The following is a 19629-nucleotide window of genomic DNA, read 5'->3' as shown; positions in this document are numbered from 1 at the left end:
AACCTCACATTTAGAATAACTACTACCCCTGGTACCATTGTCACTTTCGCAGGCAAAGAGTACCTTTGCCGTAAATCTGGTTTAAACCAAATGGGTTAAAGCATGAAAAGCCGTTCCACAGTAGAAGCCGCAAAAGAGATGCTCAACGACTGGCTGAGCAAAGGTGTGGTACAGCCGGGCAGTAAATTACCTTCTGAACGTGAACTGGAAGAGTTACTGGGCATCAAGCGCATGACACTGCGGCAGGCGCTGTTGTTTCTCGAAGGGGAAGAAAAGATCTTCCGTAAAGATCGTCGCGGCTGGTTCGTTGCCTTACCGTGTTTCAAATACACCCCGAACACGTCCACCAGTTTTAAGCAGGCCGCACTTGAACAGGGCCGTTTGCCATCCTGGGGATTCCTGGAGAAAGAGCGTGTTTATAGTGCTGAGCCGGAAATTTTGGCGTTGTTGAACGTCAAAGAGGGTGATGAAATCTACCAGATTTGTGGATGGGGAGCCCTTGATAATCATAAAGTTTTCTATCATGAAACCTTTATCAATGCGCAGTTTGCACCCGGTTTTATCGACAAATTAGGCGACCGTTCATTTGTTGATGTGTGGCAAGAAGCCTTCGGCAAAAGCTCGCACACGCAGCACTTAGCGTTTAAACCAACACGGCTTTCGGCGGGTGCCTGCAAAGGTATGGGCGGCACGCCCGGTACACCGGCTATCCGTGTTGAAAAATACCGTGCCGACGAAGCCGGGCACGTTATTCAGGTTGATATTGAATATTGGCGTTTTGAATCTGTAGAGTTTTATATCGATTTATAGGAGTTACCATGGATAGCATCCAAGCTACAAAAATTGTCGAGCGCGCCGCGAATCTGCCGCTTTATCTGCATGCCTATGCGTTTCATTTAAACATGCGTATGGAGAAGATCCTGCCGGAAGATTTGCTGGATATTGCCAGCCAACAGCAACTGAAAGGGGTGAAGATTCATGTTGTTGATGGTGAAAGCCAGTCGCTAAGGCATGCCAGCGGTGAGCGGCTCGAGCGTTTTGCGGCGAAAGCGCGCCAGCTAGGGCTGGATGTGCATATCGAAACCAGTGCGTCGGATGCGCGGACGATTGATGAAGCGGTCAATATTGCGCTGAAATCGGGTGCCACCTCAGTGCGGTTTTACCCTCGCTATGAAGGTTCGTTGTCTGAGGTAATGGACATTATTGCGAAGGATATTCAGTACATTAAAGCGCAATACCAACACAGCGGCCTGACCTTTACCCTTGAGCAACACGAAGATCTGCAAAGTCACGAATTGGTGCACCTGGTGCAACAGGCCGACTTCCCGCAGCTTTCCCTGCTGTTTGATTTTGCCAACATGATTAATGCCAATGAAGAGCCACTTGAAGCGTTGGCGGTGATGGGAAAAGAAACCACCCAGGTACATATCAAAGATGCGCTGATTAATCACGAAGGTACCGGGCGCGGACATACCGCATGTATTTCCGGGCAAGGAGAATTGCCGTTTAAAGAGTTGCTGCTGCAATTAATCTGTTTGGGTGAGGATAAACCCCAGGTCACGGCATTCGGTCTGGAAGAAGAAGTGGATTATTACGCGCCCGCATTTCGTTTTACCGATGAAGACAGCAACCCATGGATCCCATTACGTGAGATGAGTGAAACTCCTTTACCCACATCGGGGCTGGCTGAAAGGCTGAATAAAGAAATTGATGATGCAATGAATCAAATAAGTCATGTCCGCAATATTGTTGCTGACTTGAATAAAGATGCGCTAGCTGTTTTAAATAAATAATTAAAATCATTTAAAGCCAGATTTCTCACATTGTGTGAGATGGCTATATTCTCAAAAATAATGAATGCCGCTAATTCAGGGTGGGGTGTCTTATGCTAACTAAAAAAAGATGGACTATATTTAGTCTTTTGGTTCTGTGCGGTGGAACAATATATAAATTGCCTTCATTGAAAGATGCATTTTATGTTCCTATGCAGGAGTATTTTCATCTCACCAACGGTGAAATTGGTAACGCGATGTCGGTCAACTCGATTGTCACGACGATTGGTTTCTTCCTGTCTATTTATTTTTCTGACCGTCTGCCACGCCGGTTTACCATGTCGTTTTCACTGATCGCCACCGGTCTGTTAGGTATTTACTTATCCACCATGCCGGGCTATTGGGGGATACTGTTTGTTTGGGCGCTGTTTGGTGTGACCTGCGACATGCTCAACTGGCCGGTGCTACTAAAGTCCGTCAGTTTACTCGGTGACAACACCCAGCAAGGGCGCTTGTTTGGCTTCTTCGAAACCGGACGAGGCATTGTTGATACTATTATTGCCTTCAGTGCACTGGCAGTGTTTACCTGGTTCGGTAGCGACTACTTTGGTTTTAGAGCGGCTATTATATTCTATTCCGCTATCGCGATTGTCGTCGGCGTGGTCATTATGTTTGTGCTGAAAGAAAGCCCGGAAGAACAAGTGGTGAAGCAAGAATGTTCTGGGGAAAAAGCAGATAAACCAGGTATGGGTAGCGTATTAAAAAATAAGACCGTTTGGTTAATTGCTTTCAGCGTATTCTTTGTGTATGCGGTGTATTGCGGCCTGACTTTCTTTATTCCATTCTTAAGAAATATCTACGCATTACCGATTGCCCTGGTGGGTGCTTACGGGATTATTAACCAATATTGCCTGAAAATGGTCGGTGGCCCAATTGGCGGTTTAATTGCCGATAAAGTTTTAAAATCACCAAGCAAGTATCTGTTCTATACCTTTATTGTTAGTGCCATTGCATTAGTCGGCCTGATTTTATTACCACATGAACATATGCCTGTTTATTTGGGTATGGCTTGTACATTGCTGTTTGGCGCAGTGATCTTTACCCAACGTGCCGTGTTCTTTGCCCCTATCGGCGAGGCGGGCATCAGTGAAAAGAACACCGGTGCGGCGATGGCGCTGGGCAGCTTTATTGGTTATGCCCCAGCGATGTTCTGCTACAGCCTGTATGGTTACATTCTGGACCACAATGCTGGGCTTATCGGCTACCAGATTGTGTTTGGTTTGATGGCGGTATTCGCTTGCGCAGGTATTATCGTTTCTGGCCTGCTGATGAGAAACATCCGTGCGACTCGCCAGTCTGAACTTGTCGAATCTGTCTGATGAATATTTGGGGCTTGCCTTGCTGCAAGCCCCAGTGATTACCCCTTAATACCCAGTCGCTCAATTTTCAACTCCTTTTTAGCCGTAAATACCGATAAATAATCTTTTTTATTAATGACTTACTTTCTGTTTGGTGCTTGCCACTTTGGTGGTATATCGGCTGTTCTTGCCTGGAAACTGCTCAACCCCAGTTGATCCTCATCAATTCTCCCCACCTATGCGCGGGTTACCGTGCCAGCAGTCTTAGCAATGTCGACCTTACCAGAAGAGCCTCCAGGCTCCACATCAGGAGAACCCCGATGAGCAAATTTCTTGACCGGTTTCGTTACTTCAAACAGAAGGGCGAAACTTTTGCCGATGGACATGGCCAACTGCTCGATACCAACCGTGATTGGGAAGAAGGTTATCGCCAGCGTTGGCAGCACGACAAAGTGGTTCGCTCCACTCACGGTGTAAACTGCACAGGCTCCTGTAGCTGGAAGATCTACGTCAAAAGCGGCCTGGTGACCTGGGAAACTCAGCAAACCGACTACCCGCGTACCCGCCCTGATATGCCAAACCATGAGCCACGCGGCTGCCCACGCGGTGCAAGCTACTCCTGGTATCTCTACAGCGCCAACCGCCTGAAATATCCTTTGATGCGCAAGCGCCTGATCAAACTGTGGCGTGAAGCCAAAACCCTTCATGCTGACCCGGTCGACGCCTGGGCTTCCATCATCAACGACGCGGAAAAAGCCAAAAGCTATAAACAAGCCCGTGGTCGCGGTGGTTTTGTGCGCTCGAGCTGGCAGGAGGTGAATGAGCTGATTGCTGCCGCCAACGTCTTTACTGCCAAAACCTTCGGCCCTGACCGTATCGCGGGTTTCTCACCGATTCCAGCGATGTCGATGGTGTCGTACGCTTCTGGCGCGCGCTATCTTTCACTGATTGGCGGCACCTGTCTGAGCTTCTACGACTGGTACTGCGATTTACCACCGGCTTCACCAATGACCTGGGGCGAGCAAACCGACGTCCCGGAATCTGCCGACTGGTACAACTCCAGCTACATTATCGCCTGGGGTTCTAACGTCCCGCAGACGCGTACACCTGATGCCCACTTCTTTACCGAAGTGCGTTACAAAGGCACCAAAACTGTGGCGGTGACGCCGGATTACGCCGAAATCGCCAAACTGTGCGACCAGTGGCTGGCACCGAAACAAGGTACCGATGCGGCGATGGCGCTGGCGATGGGCCACGTGATGTTGCGTGAATTCCACCTCGATAACCCAAGCCAATACTTCACCGATTACGTTCGCCGTTACACCGACATGCCAATGCTGGTGATGCTCGAAGAGCGTGACGGTTTCTACGCTGCAGGCCGTATGCTGCGCGCATCTGACCTGGTGGATGGCCTCGGCCAGGAAAATAACCCGCAGTGGAAAACCGTGGCCATCGATAGCCGGAACGGCGAACTGCTGGCACCGAATGGTTCGATTGGTTACCGCTGGGGCGAGAAGGGCAAGTGGAACCTTGAGCAGCGCGATGGCACCAGCGGTGAAGAAGCTGAACTGCGCCTGAGCCTGTTGGGTAGCCACGACGAAGTGGCGGATGTCGGTTTCCCATACTTTGGTGGTGAAAGCACCGAACACTTCAGCAACGTGAAGCTCGATAACGTACTGATGCACAAACTGCCGGTTAAACGACTTCAACTGGCTGATGGTTCAAGCGCGTTAGTGACCACCGTTTATGACCTGACGCTGGCCAACTATGGCCTCGATCGTGGTCTGGACGACTCGAATTGCGCAGCAAGCTATGACGATGTTAAAGCGTATACCCCAGCGTGGGCTGAGCAAATCACCGGCGTTTCTCGCCAGAACATTATCCGCATCGCACGTGAGTTTGCTGACAACGCAGATAAAACCCATGGCCGCTCGATGATTATCGTCGGTGCCGGTATGAACCACTGGTTCCACATGGACATGAACTACCGTGGCCTGATCAACATGCTGATCTTCTGCGGTTGCGTCGGCCAAAGCGGTGGCGGCTGGGCACACTACGTTGGCCAGGAAAAACTGCGCCCACAAACCGGCTGGACTCCGCTGGCGTTCGCCCTCGACTGGCAGCGCCCACCGCGCCATATGAACAGCACGTCATTCTTCTACAACCACTCCAGCCAGTGGCGCTATGAATCGTTGACCGCAGAAGAACTGCTCTCTCCGCTGGCAGATAAATCCCGTTATAGCGGCCATTTGATTGACTTCAACGTGCGTGCTGAACGCATGGGCTGGTTGCCGTCAGCACCTCAGCTCAACACTAACCCGCTGCATATTGCACAGCAGGCGAAAGCGGCAGGCATGAGCCCGGCGGATTACACCGTTCAGCAGCTGAAAAGTGGCGATATTCGTTTTGCCGCCGAGCAACCGGATGCCGGCAATAACCATCCGCGCAACTTGTTCGTCTGGCGTTCAAACCTGCTGGGTTCTTCCGGTAAGGGCCACGAGTACATGCTCAAATACCTGCTGGGTACCGAAAACGGTATTCAGGGCAAAGACCTCGGTAAAGAAGGCGGCGTGATGCCGGAAGAAGTCGAGTGGGTGGATAACGGCCTCGATGGAAAACTGGATCTGGTTGTAACGCTGGACTTCCGTTTGTCGAGCACCTGTTTGTATTCCGATATCGTGCTGCCAACGGCCACCTGGTATGAGAAAGACGATATGAATACTTCGGATATGCATCCGTTTATTCACCCGCTTTCTGCAGCCGTTGACCCAGCCTGGGATTCAAAAAGCGACTGGGAAATCTATAAAGCCATCGCTAAGAAATTCTCTGAAGTGTGTGTCGGCCATTTGGGCAAAGAAACCGACGTGGTAACGCTGCCAATTCAGCATGATTCCGCAGCAGAACTGGCGCAGCCGTTTGGCGTGATGGACTGGAAAAAAGGTGAATGCGACCTGATTCCAGGTAAAACCGCACCGCATCTGGTGACGGTTGAACGCGATTACCCGGCGACCTACGAGCGTTTCACCTCGGTTGGTCCGTTGATGGAAACCATCGGCAACGGCGGGAAAGGTATCGCGTGGAACACGCAGTCTGAAATGGATCTGCTGCGTAAGCTCAATTACACCAAAACGGAAGGCCCGGCAAAAGGCCAGCCGACTCTCAACACGGCTATCGACGCCGCAGAAATGATCCTCACCCTGGCACCCGAAACCAACGGCCAGGTAGCCGTGAAAGCCTGGGCGGCGCTCAGTGAATTTACCGGTCGTGACCATACGCATCTGGCGCTCAATAAAGAAGATGAAAAGATTCGCTTCCGCGATATTCAGGCACAGCCGCGCAAAATTATCTCCAGCCCAACCTGGTCGGGCCTGGAAGATGAACACGTTTCTTACAGCGCTGGTTACACCAACGTTCACGAGCTGATTCCATGGCGCACCCTGTCTGGCCGCCAGCAGCTGTATCAGGATCATCAGTGGATGCGTGATTTTGGCGAAAGCCTGCTGGTGTACCGTCCACCGATTGATACCCGCTCCGTCAAAGGCGTGATGGGTAAAAAATCCAACGGTAATCCGGAGAAAGCGCTGAACTTCCTGACGCCGCACCAGAAATGGGGCATTCACTCAACTTATAGCGACAACTTGCTGATGCTGACGCTGTCACGCGGCGGGCCGATTGTCTGGATGAGTGAAATCGACGCCAAAGATTTGGGCATCGAAGATAACGACTGGATTGAAGTGTTCAACAAAAACGGTGCGCTGACGGCGCGTGCAGTGGTCAGCCAGCGTGTGCCTGAAGGCATGACCATGATGTATCACGCGCAGGAACGCATTGTGAACTTGCCTGGTTCTGAAATTACCGGCCAGCGTGGCGGGATTCATAACTCGGTCACCCGTATTAGCCCGAAACCGACGCACATGATTGGCGGTTACGCGCAACTGGCTTACGGCTTTAACTACTACGGCACCGTCGGTTCCAATCGTGATGAGTTCGTGGTGGTGCGCAAGATGAAAGACATTAACTGGTTAGACGGTGAAGGCAACGACCAGAAACAGGAGAGCGTAAAATGAAAATTCGTTCACAAGTCGGCATGGTGCTGAATCTTGATAAGTGCATCGGCTGTCACACCTGTTCTGTGACCTGCAAAAACGTCTGGACCAGCCGCGAAGGGATGGAGTACGCGTGGTTTAACAACGTCGAAACCAAACCGGGGATTGGCTACCCGAACGACTGGGAAAACCAGGAAAAATGGAAGGGCGGTTGGATCCGTAAAATCAACGGCAAACTGCAACCACGCATGGGTAACCGCGCCATGTTGCTGGGTAAAATCTTTGCTAACCCGCATCTGCCGGGCATCGACGATTATTACGAGCCGTTTGATTACGACTATCAGCATCTGCATAACGCACCGGAAGGCAAGCACCAGCCGATTGCGCGCCCGCGCTCGCTGATTACCGGCCAGCGGATGAATAAAATCGAAGCGGGCCCGAACTGGGAAGAGATCCTCGGTGGCGAATTTGAAAAACGCGCCAAAGATCAGAACTTCCAGAACATGCAGAAGGCGATGTACGGCCAGTTCGAAAACACCTTCATGATGTATTTGCCGCGCTTGTGCGAACACTGCCTGAATCCAGCCTGTGTCGCGACTTGCCCAAGCGGGGCGATTTATAAGCGTGAAGAAGACGGCATTGTGCTGATTGACCAGGACAAATGCCGCGGCTGGCGGATGTGTATCACCGGTTGCCCGTACAAAAAGATCTACTTCAACTGGAAAACCGGCAAATCAGAGAAGTGCATTTTCTGTTATCCGCGTATTGAAGCGGGGATGCCGACAGTCTGTTCGGAAACCTGTGTGGGACGTATTCGTTACCTCGGCGTGGTGTTGTATGACGCCGATGCCATTGAACAGGCCGCCAGTACCGAGAACGAAAAAGATCTCTACGAGCGCCAGTTGAGTATTTTCCTCAACCCGAACGACCCGGCGGTTATCGAACAGGCGCTGAAAGATGGCGTGCCGCAGAGTGTGATTGATGCCGCGCAGCAGTCGCCAGTGTACAAAATGGCGATCGACTGGAAGCTGGCGCTGCCGCTGCATCCGGAATATCGCACGCTGCCGATGGTTTGGTATGTGCCGCCGTTGTCGCCAATTCAGTCTGCGGCTGACGCGGGTGAACTGCCGCATACCGGCATTCTGCCTGACGTTGAAAGCCTGCGTATTCCTGTTGAATACTTGGCGAACTTGCTGACGGCGGGCGACACCGCGCCGGTGCTGCGTGCGCTGAAACGCATGATGGCGATGCGCCATTACAAACGTGCTGAAACGGTCGAAGGCGTTATCGATACCCGTGCACTGGAAGAAGTTGGGCTGACGCAAGCGCAGGCGCAGGAAATGTATCGCTACCTGGCGATTGCTAACTACGAAGATCGTTTCGTGGTGCCATCAAGCCACCGCGAGCTGGCGGCGGATGCGTTCCCTGAAAGCAAAGGCTGCGGCTTCAGTTTTGGCGACGGTTGCCACGGTTCTGATAGCAAATTCAACCTGTTCAACAGCAAACGTATCGACGCGATTGATGTGTCGAGCAAAACGGAGCCAAAACCATGATTGAGCTGCTGATCATTTCCCGTTTGCTTGAGTACCCGGATGATGCTCTTTGGCAGCATCAACAAGAGCTACGCGATGCTTTAGCCGAGGGCGAGGCGCTTAATTTGCAACAGGCTGCTCAACTCAACGGCTTTATTACGACGCTGTGCAGCCGTGATTTGCTGGATGCGCAGGCCAGTTACAGCCAGCTGTTTGACCGTGGGCGCGCCACTTCATTGCTGTTGTTTGAACATGTTCACGGCGAATCTCGTGACCGTGGCCAGGCGATGGTCAACCTGATGAACCAGTATCAGCAGGCGGGTATGGAAATTGACAGCCGTGAGCTGCCGGACCATCTGCCGCTGTATCTGGAATATCTGTCGCAGCGGGAAGAAAGCGAGGCGCGTGGCGGTTTGCAGGATGTGGCGCCGATTCTGGCTCTGCTGGCAGCACGCCTGAAACAGCGTGAAAGCGATTATGCGGCGCTGTTTGATGTGCTGTTGGCTATCTCGCAAAGCGATGTGGCGGTGGAAAGCGTTAGCCAGCAAATCGTTGATGAAGCACGTGATGATACGCCGCAAGCACTGGACGCCGTCTGGGAAGAAGAACAGGTGAAATTTGTGGCTGACGCAGGGTGCGGCGAGTCTGAAATCAGCAGCCATCAGCGTCGTTTTGCCGGGGCTGTCGCTCCGCAGTATCTGAATATCGGAGGACAGTAATCATGCAATTTCTCAATGTGTTCTTCTACGACATCTATCCGTACATTTGCGGCACGGTATTCCTGCTCGGCAGTTGGTTGCGTTACGACTACGGCCAGTACACCTGGAAAGCCGGTTCCAGTCAGATGCTGGATCGCAAAGGGATGAACCTGGCGTCCAACCTGTTCCATATCGGGATTCTGGGGATTTTCGCTGGTCACTTACTGGGGATGTTAACGCCGCACTGGATGTATGAGTCTTTCCTGCCTATCGATGTGAAGCAGAAAATGGCGATGATTGCCGGTGGTGCATGTGGCGTGATGACGCTGGTGGGTGGTTTGTTGCTGCTTAAGCGTCGTCTGTTTAACCCGCGGATTCGTGCGACATCAACGACGGCGGATATACTGATCCTTAGCCTATTGATGATTCAGTGCGCACTGGGCTTGTTGACCATTCCATTCTCTGCCCAACATATGGATGGCAGCGAGATGATGAAACTGGTCGGCTGGGCGCAGGCAGTGGTGACGTTCCAGGGCGGTGCATCTGAGCACCTTGATGGCGTGGCGTTTATCTTCCGCGTGCATTTGGTATTGGGTATGACGCTGTTCCTGTTATTCCCATTCACCCGTCTGGTGCATGTATGGAGCGCGCCGGTGGAGTATTTGACGCGTAAGTATCAGGTGGTTCGCGCTCGTCGCTAAGTTTTGTTGTTTAATTTGAAGATACCTGGCTTAGGCCGGGTATTTTTTTGTGCTTTTGTTGGCGTGGCTGTGTCGGATGACGCTGCGCTTATCCGACCTACGGTTCGGTTTTGGTTTTGGTTTTGGTTTTGAATTTTGGTTTTGTAGGTTGGATAAGCGAAGCGTCATCCAACAAGAAGTGCTGAGTTTTGTAGGTTGGATAAGCGAAGCGTCATCCAACAAGAAATGCTGAGTATGGTGCGATTTGGATAATTTAGGAAGGTACTAAAGAGATGGTGGCGGGGGAAGGATTCGAACCTTCGAAGTCGATGACGGCAGATTTACAGTCTGCTCCCTTTGGCCGCTCGGGAACCCCGCCAGGGGTGTTTGCTATTACAGGCCGTGCTTTTGAAGCTTGAAGATGGTGGCGGGGGAAGGATTCGAACCTTCGAAGTCGATGACGGCAGATTTACAGTCTGCTCCCTTTGGCCGCTCGGGAACCCCGCCAGGGGTATTACATTTTGTTGGCTTTCTTGCTCGCGTCCTTTGTCTGGAAGCGGGGCGCATCATATCAAATGAAGCGCCGCTGTAAAGCATTCACTGTAAGAAAATGAATCGTTTGCCGTTTTTTTACACGTAACGTTGTAAAGCTAAACAATTCATACGCCAACAGCTAGAGAATGATGGTGCGATTGCCATAAACAAACACGCGTTGCGCCAGTACCTGGTATAACGCGCGGCTTAAAACGTTTTTCTCAACATCACGCCCGGCGCGCATCATATCTTCTGCGGTGTAGGTGTGATCGACGTGAATTACATCCTGCATGATGATTGGGCCTTCATCCAGATTGTCATTCACATAGTGCGCGGTGGCACCGATGATCTTCACGCCACGTTCGTATGCCTGGTGATAAGGACGAGCGCCGATAAACGCCGGCAGGAACGAATGGTGGATATTGATAATCTGGTTCGGGAAGCGTGAAACAAATTCTGGCGTCAATACGCGCATATATTTTGCCAGTACCACGTAATCCGGTTTGTGCGCTTCAATGGCATCTGCCATCTGCTTATCGTGATCTTCACGAGTCAGCCCTTCATGGCTCACCAGCTCAAACGGAATATCAAAACGTTCTACCAGAGTGCGCAGCGTTTCGTGATTGCCGATAACCGCGGCAATTTCGACATCCAGGCCGCCGTAGTTGGCTTTCATTAATAGATCGCCCAGGCAGTGCGCTTCTTTGGTCACCAGAATGACAACGCGGCGACGGCCAGCAGGCGTTAACTCACGCACCGAACCTTCAGGCAATGCGCTATCTAAATCGGCCAACAGGGTGTTGTCGTTGAAAATACCTTCAAGCTCGGTACGCATAAAGAAGCGACCGGTGCGATGGTCAACAAACTCATTGTTCTGAACAATGTTTAGCTCGTGTTTGTAACAAATATTGGTGATCTTGGCGATTAACCCTTTTGCGTCAGGGCAGATGGTGCGTAGTACTTTTCGTTGTAATGCTTGCATCGCTTGGTAAGTCCTGTTGTGCGTGTATTTGCTTCAATGTCTGCCACGGCTCGTTATCGGCCACAGCACTTTTTAAATTTTTTCCCGGAGCCGCAAGGGCAGGGGTCATTACGGCCAAACTGTGGGCGCATCCCATCAGCATAGTACCACTGACCGTTTTCCTTTAAGAAACGCGAACGTTCGATGATGGCACTTTCTACGCCTTGCTCTTCAAAACGCGCCACGAAAGCGACGAAACCTTCGTTCTCATCACGTCCGTCAGCGGTTTCATACACCGTCAAACCCAGCCAATGTGTCGTTGCAAAACTACCCGAAATATCGCTTTTCAGTGTCGGGCTGCGTGTCTGCGGATACCAGCTTGTTACCAAATAATCTGCTTCCTGCATCACATAGGCGGTATAACGTGAGCGCATAAGCTGTGACGGGGTTGGCGCATACCGGTCTGCGCGTAGGTAAGGCTGGCAACATAAGCTATACTCCAGACCGCTACCACATGGGCAAAGTTGCGACACAGCATCTCCTTGGTTACAAAAAAAGAGTCGGCGTAAATACGCGGGGTTGATATGTTAACTGAGCAGTGGCGACTTCGTCACGGATGATATACCGGGGAACAAAGACCGAGGCGGAATGAGACAGGTAAAGATCGGCCTGGCGTTAGGGTCGGGAGCAGCAAAAGGATGGGCGCATATTGGTGTCATTAATGCGTTAAAACGTGCAGGCATTCAGATTGATATCGTTGCAGGTTGCTCCGTAGGGGCACTGGTCGGTGCCGCTTATGCCAGTAATCGCTTGCCTATGATGGAACGCTGGGTGCGCTCGTTCGGCTATTGGGATGTTCTGCGACTGATGGATCTTTCCTGGCGCCGTGGCGGTTTGTTGCGTGGCGAAAGAGTGTTCAATAACATTCGCAAGATAATCACCGAAGAAAATATTGAAGACTGCGCGCTGCGCTTCGGTTCCGTTGCCACCAATTTAAGTACTGGCCGCGAGCTATGGTTCACGGATGGTGATCTGCATCAGGCGGTTCGTGCGTCTTGTAGCATGCCTGGGTTGTTGTCGCCTGTTGGATACAACGGTTATTGGCTGGTGGATGGTGCGGTGGTCAACCCTGTGCCAGTGTCGCTAACCCGAGCGTTAGGGGCCGATATCGTTATCGCAGTCGATCTACAGCACGACGCGCATCTGATGCAGCAAGATTTACTTTCCGTCAATATGACGACGCCATTGGCAGACAACCAGGTGCAACCTGATAGCTGGCGCGGACGGTTGCGTGAGCAACTGGGTAAAATCACCACCCGACGAGCCAGTACTACGCCAACGGCGATGGAAATCATGACCACTTCCATTCAAGTGTTGGAAAACCGCCTGAAACGCAACCGTATGGCGGGCGACCCACCAGATATTTTGCTGCAACCTTTCTGCCCGCAGATTTCAACTCTGGATTTCCACCGTGCCGCTGAGGCGATCAGTGCCGGGAGCCTGGCGGTTGAAAAAAAGATAGATGAGTTGCTGCCACTGGTTCGTACCCATGAATGAATTTTCTGATTTACATGACTTCTGGCAATTCTGACAGGCGACCAAGGCCATACCATGCCACTATTTAATTATTGCCAGTCAGGGGAGCGCACATGACACAGCCACTCGATGGAAAGCTCATCCTCATTGTTGAGGATGAGCCCGTTTTCCGCTCTTTGCTGGATAATTACCTTACCTCTTTAGGGGCGATAATTACGGTTGCCACAGATGGCATTGATGCGCTGGAGAAAATGAGCCATTTAGCCCCTGATTTGTTGATTTGCGATCTGGCTATGCCGCGCATGAACGGGCTAAAACTGGTAGAGCATTTGCGTAATGAAGGGATTCAAACGCCGATACTGGTCATTTCGGCCACCGAAAATATGTCAGATATCGCCAAAGCATTACGCTTTGGTGTGCAGGATGTCTTGCTCAAACCGATTAAAGATCTCAACCGCCTGCGTGAAACGGTGTTCGCCTGCCTCTATCCCAACATGTTCAATTCTCGTGTCGAAGAAGAAGAGCGATTATTTAAAGACTGGGACGCGCTGGTTAGCGACCCGCAGGCAGCATCCAAATTATTGCAAGAGTTGCAACCTCCCGTGCAACAAGTGATGTCGCACTGCCGCATCAATTACCGTCAACTGATCACCCTTAATCAGCCTGGGCTTGTGCTGGATATCGCGCCGCTTTCAGAAAACGATCTGGCATTTTATTGTCTTGATGTGACCCGCGCCGGGGATAACGGTGTATTAGCCGCGTTGTTATTACGCGCGTTATTTAATGGCTTACTGCAAGAGCATCTTTCCCAGCAACGCCAGCGCTTACCAGAGTTAGGGAATTTACTTAAACAAGTGAACCAGTTATTACGCCAGGCGAATTTGACCGGCCAATTCCCGTTGATGGTGGGCTATTATCATAGCGAGCTCAAAAATCTGATTTTGGTCTCGGCGGGGCTGAATGCCACCTTAAATACCGGCGAGCATCAAATCCAGGTCAGCAACGGTGTGCCGTTAGGAACCCTGGGCAATACTTACCTCAACCAAATCAGCCAGCGCTGCGAATCCTGGCAGTGCCAGGTTTGGGGTACGGGCGGGCGATTACGCCTGATGTTGTCTGCGGAATGAGCATCTGGACGACTGAAAACATTTAGTTTTTCTCCCCTGACAGCGTGGGTGTTAATATCGCAATTAACTCATTCGTATTTATCTTAAATTACCAACGCATCGGGTAAACAGCCGTAGATTTCATTTTTAAGCTGATATACTCGAGGCGTTTTTTAATTGACTTGCAAGTGAAAACTTGAACAGTCCAGGAGATTTTTCAATGGCTGCCCTTAATTCAAAAGTAAGAAAAGCAGTAATCCCTGTCGCGGGATTAGGCACGCGTATGTTACCGGCTACTAAGGCTATTCCTAAAGAGATGTTGCCTTTGGTTGATAAACCTTTAATTCAGTATGTGGTCAACGAATGTATCGCCGCAGGTATTACTGAAATTGTTCTGGTGACTCACTCTTCGAAAAACTCCATCGAAAACCATTTCGATACCAGTTTCGAACTGGAAGCGATGCTGGAAAAACGCGTTAAGCGCCAGTTGTTGGAAGAAGTTCAGGCTATCTGCCCTCCACATGTCACGATTATGCAGGTTCGACAGGGTCTGGCAAAAGGCCTTGGTCACGCCGTGTTGTGTGCTCACCCGGTTGTGGGTGATGAGCCAGTTGCGGTAATCCTGCCTGATGTGATCCTTGATGAGTTCGAATCTGATCTTTCCCAGGATAACCTGGCTGAAATGATCAAACGTTTTGATGCTACAGGCCACAGCCAAATCATGGTTGAGCCCGTAGAAGATGTGACGGCTTATGGTGTTGTTGACTGCAAAGGCGTTGAATTGAACGCAGGCGATAGCGTGCCAATGGTGGGTATCGTTGAGAAGCCGAAAGCAAATGTTGCGCCATCCAATCTTGCTGTAGTGGGGCGTTATGTCCTGACGGCAGATATCTGGCCGCTGCTGTCCAAAACGCCTCCGGGTGCTGGCGATGAAATTCAGCTGACTGACTCCATCGCTATGTTGATGGAAAAACAGACTGTTGAAGCCTACCACATGAAAGGCGTTAGCCATGACTGCGGTAATAAACTCGGCTACATGCAGGCGTTTGTGGAATACGGTATCCGTCATAGTTCTCTGGGGCCAGATTTTAAAGCCTGGTTAGAAGAGATTGTTGGCGCGAAAAAGTAATTCATTTCAACGCAGGATAGAAAGATGAAAGTTACTGTATTTGGTATCGGCTATGTTGGACTTGTGCAGGCTGCGGTGCTTGCAGAAGTCGGTCACGAAGTGATGTGCATAGATGTCGATGCGAAGAAAGTTGAAAATCTGAAAAACGGCGTGATCCCGATTTTTGAACCTGGCTTAACGCCACTGGTTAAGAAAAACTATGAAGAAGGCCGTTTGCAGTTCAGCACCGATGCTGAAATGGGGGTTCATCATGGTGAAATGCAATTTATTGCTGTTGGCACGCCGCCTGATGAAGACGGCTCTGCTGACCTGAAATATGTCACTGCTGTGGCGCGTACCATCGCGCAGCACATGACTTCCCATAAAGTTGTGCTCGATAAGTCTACCGTTCCAGTCGGAACCGCAGACAGAGTGCGCAGCGTAATGGAAGAAACACTGAAAGCGCGTGGCGTAGAAATTCCATTCGATGTAGTTTCTAACCCTGAATTCCTGAAGGAAGGTGCCGCAGTTTCTGACTGTATGCGCCCTGAGCGTATTGTTATCGGTACTGATAACGATGATGTGGTCGATTTATTGCGTGAACTGTATGAACCGTTCAACCGCAATCATGACCGTATGATCCTGATGGATATCCGTAGCGCCGAGTTGACCAAGTACGCAGCCAACTGCATGCTGGCGACTAAAATCAGCTTTATGAACGAAATCTCTAACCTGGCAGAACGTCTGGGTGCGGATATCGAGAAAGTGCGTATGGGTATCGGTTCTGACTCGCGCATCGGTTACAGCTTTATCTATCCTGGCTGCGGTTATGGTGGGTCCTGCTTCCCTAAAGATGTGCAGGCACTGATTCGTACTGCTCAGCAGATTGGCTATACGCCACGTATTCTGCAAGCAGTAGAAGAGGTAAACCACGACCAGAAGTTAAAACTCCCTGAGTTTATTTCTCGTCACTTTGGTGAAGACCTGAAAGGCAAGACCTTCGCGCTGTGGGGGCTCTCTTTCAAACCGAATACTGACGATATGCGTGAAGCCTCAAGCCGCGTCCTGATGGAAGCGCTTTGGGAACGCGGTGCTCAGGTGCAGGCGTATGACCCGGAAGCAATGGATGAAACCCAGCGCATTTACGGACATCGTTCAGACCTGAAATTGATGGGTACCAAAGAAGCTGCATTACAAGATGCAGATGCTCTGGTTATTTGTACAGAGTGGCAAAGTTTCCGTGCACCTGATTTCGATGCAATTAAGAAATCACTAAAGCAACCGGTTATCTTTGACGGCCGTAACCTGTATGATCCTGAGAGACTCAGCAAGCGCGGCTTTGTTTATTATGCAATCGGCCGCGGAGCGTCCATCAATATTGCATAATAAATGAGGGTTGTATGAAATTTCTGGTTACCGGCGCCGCAGGCTTTATTGGATTCCATGTTAGTGAACGTCTGCTCAACGCCGGTCACCAGGTTATCGGTATCGATAACCTGAACGACTATTATGACGTCAATCTCAAACAAGCTCGTCTTGATCGCCTTGCTCCTCATTCATCATTCCGTTTCGAAAAAATTGACCTCGCCGATCGTAATGGTATGGCGCAATTATTTGCCACTGAGAAATTCGATCGTGTGATTCATCTTGCTGCGCAAGCAGGTGTTCGTTATTCAATCGATAACCCTCACGCTTATGCGGATTCAAATCTGGTAGGGCATTTAAATGTGCTCGAAGGTTGTCGCCATAATAAAGTCGGGCATCTGTTATATGCGTCTTCAAGCTCAGTATATGGCCTGAATCGTAAACTCCCGTTCTCCACGGATGACAGTGTCGATCATCCAATTTCTTTATATGCGGCAACTAAAAAAGCCAACGAGTTGATGTCACATACCTACTCGCACTTATATGGATTGCCAACGACGGGTTTGCGTTTCTTTACCGTTTATGGTCCGTGGGGGCGCCCGGATATGGCGTTATTTAAATTTACTCGTGCGATTGTCGAAGGGAAGAGTATTGATGTTTACAATCACGGACAAATGCGTCGTGATTTTACTTATATCGATGATATTGCTGAGGCGATTGTGCGTTTACAGGACGTCATTCCACAAGCTGATGCACAATGGACGGTAGAAGAGGGAACGCCAGCAACTAGCTCAGCGCCGTATCGTGTATATAACATCGGTAATAGCAACCCAGTGACGCTGATGGATTATATTACGGCCCTGGAAACCTCACTGGGTAAAGTTGCGCACAAGAACATGCTTCCTATGCAGCCTGGTGACGTGCTGGAGACCAGTGCGGATACACAGGCGCTGTATGATGTTATCGGCTTCAAGCCACAGACATCAGTAAACGATGGCGTACAGAACTTTGTAGACTGGTATAAGGCATTCTATAAAGTCAGCTGACACCGTGATTAGTTTGTAAAATGAAAAAGGAAGCTCAGGCTTCCTTTTTTGTGGATACTGCTTTCGGCATAATTTAAAAAAACATTACACACAAATAAAAATCCCGCCGAAGCGGGATTTAATAAGCAGCACTAAAAGCGAAAATTAGGCAATCAGGAAGTCTTCCAGTTTCTTGCCTTGTTCTTCCATTGCTTTTTTGATTACTGCTGGAGTACGGCCCTGGCCAGTCCAGGTTTTGCTTTCGCCGTTTTCGTCGATGTACTGATATTTAGCTGGGCGCGCAGCGCGTTTTGCTTTGCCTGCAGATTTAACAGCAGCCATGCTATTCAGTAATTCGTTAGGATCAATGCCGTCAGCGATCAGCATTTCACGGTATTGTTGCAGTTTACGAGTACGCTCTTCAATTTCTGCAGCAGCAGCATTATCTTCTTCGCGACGTTCGTTAACAACAACTTCTAATTTTTCCAGCATTTCTTCCAGCGTTTCCAGAGTACATTCTCTAGCTTGTGCACGAAGAGTACGGATGTTGTTCAGAATTTTAAGTGCTTCGCTCATTTTAGTAATCTCAATCTTATATTGATGGTTGGCTTGATGGGCTAATAATAGAGGCTTAAATTAACTTCTGCAATAGGCGGGAATGTAAGGAATTCAAAATTCCATAATATTTTGTCGATTTATAAAAGAACATTAACTTAAATTTTGCTTCATACGGCGGGAAAACAAAACGTGGATAACTCACTTTTTCAACAACAACCCTGATAGTAACAGGGGTTGTTGAGGCTCTAAATTGAGGTGTGACCGCATTAATGGTGAAATATCAACCTTTGGTATTATTGTCCAAAACAGTGGATATTCTTAATAGATAATTATTATTAGGGATTCAATGAGTTCCATCGTATAGCAATGAAAATGCTGAAAACTCCGTAAGTTAAGTGCAGCGTGACGAACTTCAAACATCAGGTGCATAACAACCATTTTGCTCTACTACTTATATATCAGAAGAACAATACAGAATTTTTTCTTACAAACCTCAGGCAACGATAACTCTGTAACGGCTTATGATATAATCCGTGTTAATAATATTTACATTTTAACTCAGGCTAGCTGACCAATGGCACAACTCTACTTTTACTATTCCGCAATGAATGCGGGTAAATCCACGGCATTACTGCAATCCTCATACAACTATCAAGAGCGCGGGATGCGTACGCTGGTGTATACCGCAGAAATTGACAACCGGTTTGGCTCTGGGAAGGTGAGTTCACGTATTGGATTATCGTCGCCCGCTAAGCTCTACAATGGCTCAACCCAATTATTCAATGAAATAAGTGAAGAGCATCAGCGTGATGCCGTGCATTGTGTTCTGGTGGATGAATGCCAGTTCCTGACACGCGATCAAGTACTAGCGTTATCAGACGTGGTGGATGAATTAGATATTCCCGTACTGTGTTATGGATTACGTACTGATTTTCAGGGCGAATTATTTGGCGGAAGCCGCTATTTATTAGCGTGGTCAGATAAGCTAGTAGAATTAAAAACTATTTGTTTCTGTGGTCGCAAAGCCAGTATGGTGTTGCGACTTGATCAGGAAGGCCGTCCATATAACCAGGGTGAGCAAGTGGTTATTGGTGGCAATGAACGTTATGTGTCGGTTTGCCGCAAGCATTATAAAGAAGCGCTACAAAAAGGCTCTCTGCAGGGCATCCAGAGCGCATAAAAAATAAAAGTGAGGGGAAGGCTAGTCTTTCTCGCTGGTCTTCGTGAAGGGCAGTACATTGCGAATTTGAAAAGCATGACTAGTCCTGCTATAGGTTGACACTTTTCGGCCTTACAACGCCCGATGAACTTCATCGGGCGTTTTGTATTTTAGCGACAGATGTGGCCGCC

At 49.7% G+C, this 19629-nt stretch carries 16 protein-coding genes and 2 tRNA genes; 13 read left to right on the top strand and 5 right to left on the bottom strand.

Annotation, left to right across the window (positions count from 1 at the left end):
- The first annotated feature begins 102 nt into the window (after positions 1 to 102).
- The 7 genes from EC843_RS22410 to narI all read left to right on the top strand — a co-directional run bounded on the left by EC843_RS22410 (position 103) and on the right by narI (position 10107).
- Positions 103 to 810 carry a GntR family transcriptional regulator gene (locus EC843_RS22410; protein WP_064547355.1) on the top strand — a complete coding sequence of 236 codons (708 nt, stop codon included), beginning with the start codon at positions 103 to 105 and terminating at the stop codon, positions 808 to 810.
- Positions 811 to 818: 8 nt separating this feature from the next.
- The gene (locus EC843_RS22405) at positions 819 to 1793 is read left to right on the top strand and encodes a TIM barrel protein (RefSeq protein ID WP_064547353.1); all 975 of its coding nucleotides are present in this window, start codon (positions 819 to 821) and stop codon (positions 1791 to 1793) included.
- A gap of 92 nt (positions 1794 to 1885) precedes the next feature.
- On the top strand, positions 1886 to 3151 hold the full coding sequence (locus EC843_RS22400) for an MFS transporter (RefSeq protein WP_133523076.1): 1266 nt from the start codon (positions 1886 to 1888) through the stop codon (positions 3149 to 3151).
- 299 nt (positions 3152 to 3450) lie between these two features.
- Positions 3451 to 7197, top strand: coding sequence for a nitrate reductase subunit alpha (locus EC843_RS22395; RefSeq protein ID WP_133523075.1), 3747 nt, complete (start codon positions 3451 to 3453; stop codon positions 7195 to 7197).
- Positions 7194 to 8729, top strand: coding sequence for a nitrate reductase subunit beta (gene narH, locus EC843_RS22390; RefSeq protein WP_133523074.1), 1536 nt, complete (start codon positions 7194 to 7196; stop codon positions 8727 to 8729). Before EC843_RS22395 ends, narH begins: the two co-directional genes overlap by 4 nt.
- Positions 8726 to 9427: a nitrate reductase molybdenum cofactor assembly chaperone gene (gene narJ / locus EC843_RS22385; RefSeq protein WP_133523073.1), complete on the top strand. Its 702-nt coding sequence runs from the start codon at positions 8726 to 8728 to the stop codon at positions 9425 to 9427. Before narH ends, narJ begins: the two co-directional genes overlap by 4 nt.
- 2 nt (positions 9428 to 9429) lie before the next feature.
- A complete protein-coding gene (gene narI, locus EC843_RS22380) occupies positions 9430 to 10107 on the top strand; it encodes a respiratory nitrate reductase subunit gamma (RefSeq protein ID WP_064547343.1) in 678 nt (225 codons plus the stop codon).
- Between the two features lie 273 nt (positions 10108 to 10380).
- Here the strand turns inward: narI and EC843_RS22375 are convergent.
- The 4 genes from EC843_RS22375 to EC843_RS22360 all read right to left on the bottom strand — a co-directional run bounded on the left by EC843_RS22375 (position 10381) and on the right by EC843_RS22360 (position 12114).
- Positions 10381 to 10465, bottom strand: a tRNA-Tyr gene (locus EC843_RS22375).
- A 43-nt stretch (positions 10466 to 10508) separates the two neighbouring features.
- Positions 10509 to 10593: transfer RNA gene (locus EC843_RS22370), tRNA-Tyr, on the bottom strand.
- Between the two features lie 166 nt (positions 10594 to 10759).
- Complete coding sequence (purU, locus tag EC843_RS22365) at positions 10760 to 11602, bottom strand: formyltetrahydrofolate deformylase (protein WP_064547341.1); 843 nt, start codon at positions 11600 to 11602, stop codon at positions 10760 to 10762.
- A gap of 53 nt (positions 11603 to 11655) precedes the next feature.
- The gene (locus EC843_RS22360; RefSeq protein ID WP_064547339.1) at positions 11656 to 12114 is read right to left on the bottom strand and encodes a YchJ family protein; all 459 of its coding nucleotides are present in this window, start codon (positions 12112 to 12114) and stop codon (positions 11656 to 11658) included.
- Positions 12115 to 12229: 115 nt separating this feature from the next.
- Here EC843_RS22360 and rssA point away from each other — a divergent pair, with 115 nt between their 5' ends.
- From rssA to EC843_RS22335, 5 genes are all read left to right on the top strand, one after another.
- On the top strand, positions 12230 to 13138 hold the full coding sequence (gene rssA / locus EC843_RS22355) for a patatin-like phospholipase RssA (RefSeq protein WP_064547337.1): 909 nt from the start codon (positions 12230 to 12232) through the stop codon (positions 13136 to 13138).
- A gap of 92 nt (positions 13139 to 13230) precedes the next feature.
- Positions 13231 to 14244 (top strand): two-component system response regulator RssB, encoded by a 1014-nt coding sequence (gene rssB / locus EC843_RS22350; protein WP_064547335.1) that lies wholly within the window; start codon positions 13231 to 13233, stop codon positions 14242 to 14244.
- Between the two features lie 199 nt (positions 14245 to 14443).
- On the top strand, positions 14444 to 15352 hold the full coding sequence (gene galU, locus EC843_RS22345) for a UTP--glucose-1-phosphate uridylyltransferase GalU (RefSeq protein ID WP_064547333.1): 909 nt from the start codon (positions 14444 to 14446) through the stop codon (positions 15350 to 15352).
- Positions 15353 to 15376: 24 nt separating this feature from the next.
- The gene (locus EC843_RS22340) at positions 15377 to 16717 is read left to right on the top strand and encodes a UDP-glucose/GDP-mannose dehydrogenase family protein (protein ID WP_064547332.1); all 1341 of its coding nucleotides are present in this window, start codon (positions 15377 to 15379) and stop codon (positions 16715 to 16717) included.
- Between the two features lie 14 nt (positions 16718 to 16731).
- A complete protein-coding gene (locus EC843_RS22335; protein ID WP_064547330.1) occupies positions 16732 to 17742 on the top strand; it encodes an NAD-dependent epimerase in 1011 nt (336 codons plus the stop codon).
- Between the two features lie 144 nt (positions 17743 to 17886).
- On the opposite strand, the gene hns is transcribed toward EC843_RS22335, so the two are convergent.
- Positions 17887 to 18297: a histone-like nucleoid-structuring protein H-NS gene (gene hns, locus EC843_RS22330; RefSeq protein ID WP_034494985.1), complete on the bottom strand. Its 411-nt coding sequence runs from the start codon at positions 18295 to 18297 to the stop codon at positions 17887 to 17889.
- 556 nt (positions 18298 to 18853) lie between these two features.
- Between hns and tdk the strand changes: the two genes are divergently transcribed.
- Entirely contained in the window at positions 18854 to 19459 is a 606-nt protein-coding gene (gene tdk, locus EC843_RS22325) for a thymidine kinase (protein WP_064547328.1), read from the top strand.
- Positions 19460 to 19629 lie beyond the last annotated feature (170 nt).

This window comes from Buttiauxella sp. JUb87, from assembly GCF_004361975.1.
GTDB lineage: Bacteria > Pseudomonadota > Gammaproteobacteria > Enterobacterales > Enterobacteriaceae > Buttiauxella > Buttiauxella ferragutiae.
The sequence above is the reverse complement of the archived record's forward strand: the minus strand, read 5'-3'. Positions and strand labels throughout refer to the sequence as shown.

What these genes read in the sequence shown, in the direction of transcription:
- EC843_RS22410 (WP_064547355.1), top strand. Translation starts at nt 103, where the DNA reads ATGAAAAGCCGTTCCACAGTAGAAGCCGCAAAAGAGATGCTCAACGAC.
- EC843_RS22405 (WP_064547353.1), top strand. Translation starts at nt 819, where the DNA reads ATGGATAGCATCCAAGCTACAAAAATTGTCGAGCGCGCCGCGAATCTG.
- EC843_RS22400 (WP_133523076.1), top strand. Translation starts at nt 1,886, where the DNA reads ATGCTAACTAAAAAAAGATGGACTATATTTAGTCTTTTGGTTCTGTGC.
- EC843_RS22395 (WP_133523075.1), top strand. Translation starts at nt 3,451, where the DNA reads ATGAGCAAATTTCTTGACCGGTTTCGTTACTTCAAACAGAAGGGCGAA.
- narH (WP_133523074.1), top strand. Translation starts at nt 7,194, where the DNA reads ATGAAAATTCGTTCACAAGTCGGCATGGTGCTGAATCTTGATAAGTGC.
- narJ (WP_133523073.1), top strand. Translation starts at nt 8,726, where the DNA reads ATGATTGAGCTGCTGATCATTTCCCGTTTGCTTGAGTACCCGGATGAT.
- narI (WP_064547343.1), top strand. Translation starts at nt 9,430, where the DNA reads ATGCAATTTCTCAATGTGTTCTTCTACGACATCTATCCGTACATTTGC.
- purU (WP_064547341.1), bottom strand. Translation starts at nt 11,602, where the DNA reads ATGCAAGCATTACAACGAAAAGTACTACGCACCATCTGCCCTGACGCA.
- rssA (WP_064547337.1), top strand. Translation starts at nt 12,230, where the DNA reads ATGAGACAGGTAAAGATCGGCCTGGCGTTAGGGTCGGGAGCAGCAAAA.
- rssB (WP_064547335.1), top strand. Translation starts at nt 13,231, where the DNA reads ATGACACAGCCACTCGATGGAAAGCTCATCCTCATTGTTGAGGATGAG.
- galU (WP_064547333.1), top strand. Translation starts at nt 14,444, where the DNA reads ATGGCTGCCCTTAATTCAAAAGTAAGAAAAGCAGTAATCCCTGTCGCG.
- EC843_RS22340 (WP_064547332.1), top strand. Translation starts at nt 15,377, where the DNA reads ATGAAAGTTACTGTATTTGGTATCGGCTATGTTGGACTTGTGCAGGCT.
- EC843_RS22335 (WP_064547330.1), top strand. Translation starts at nt 16,732, where the DNA reads ATGAAATTTCTGGTTACCGGCGCCGCAGGCTTTATTGGATTCCATGTT.
- hns (WP_034494985.1), bottom strand. Translation starts at nt 18,297, where the DNA reads ATGAGCGAAGCACTTAAAATTCTGAACAACATCCGTACTCTTCGTGCA.
- tdk (WP_064547328.1), top strand. Translation starts at nt 18,854, where the DNA reads ATGGCACAACTCTACTTTTACTATTCCGCAATGAATGCGGGTAAATCC.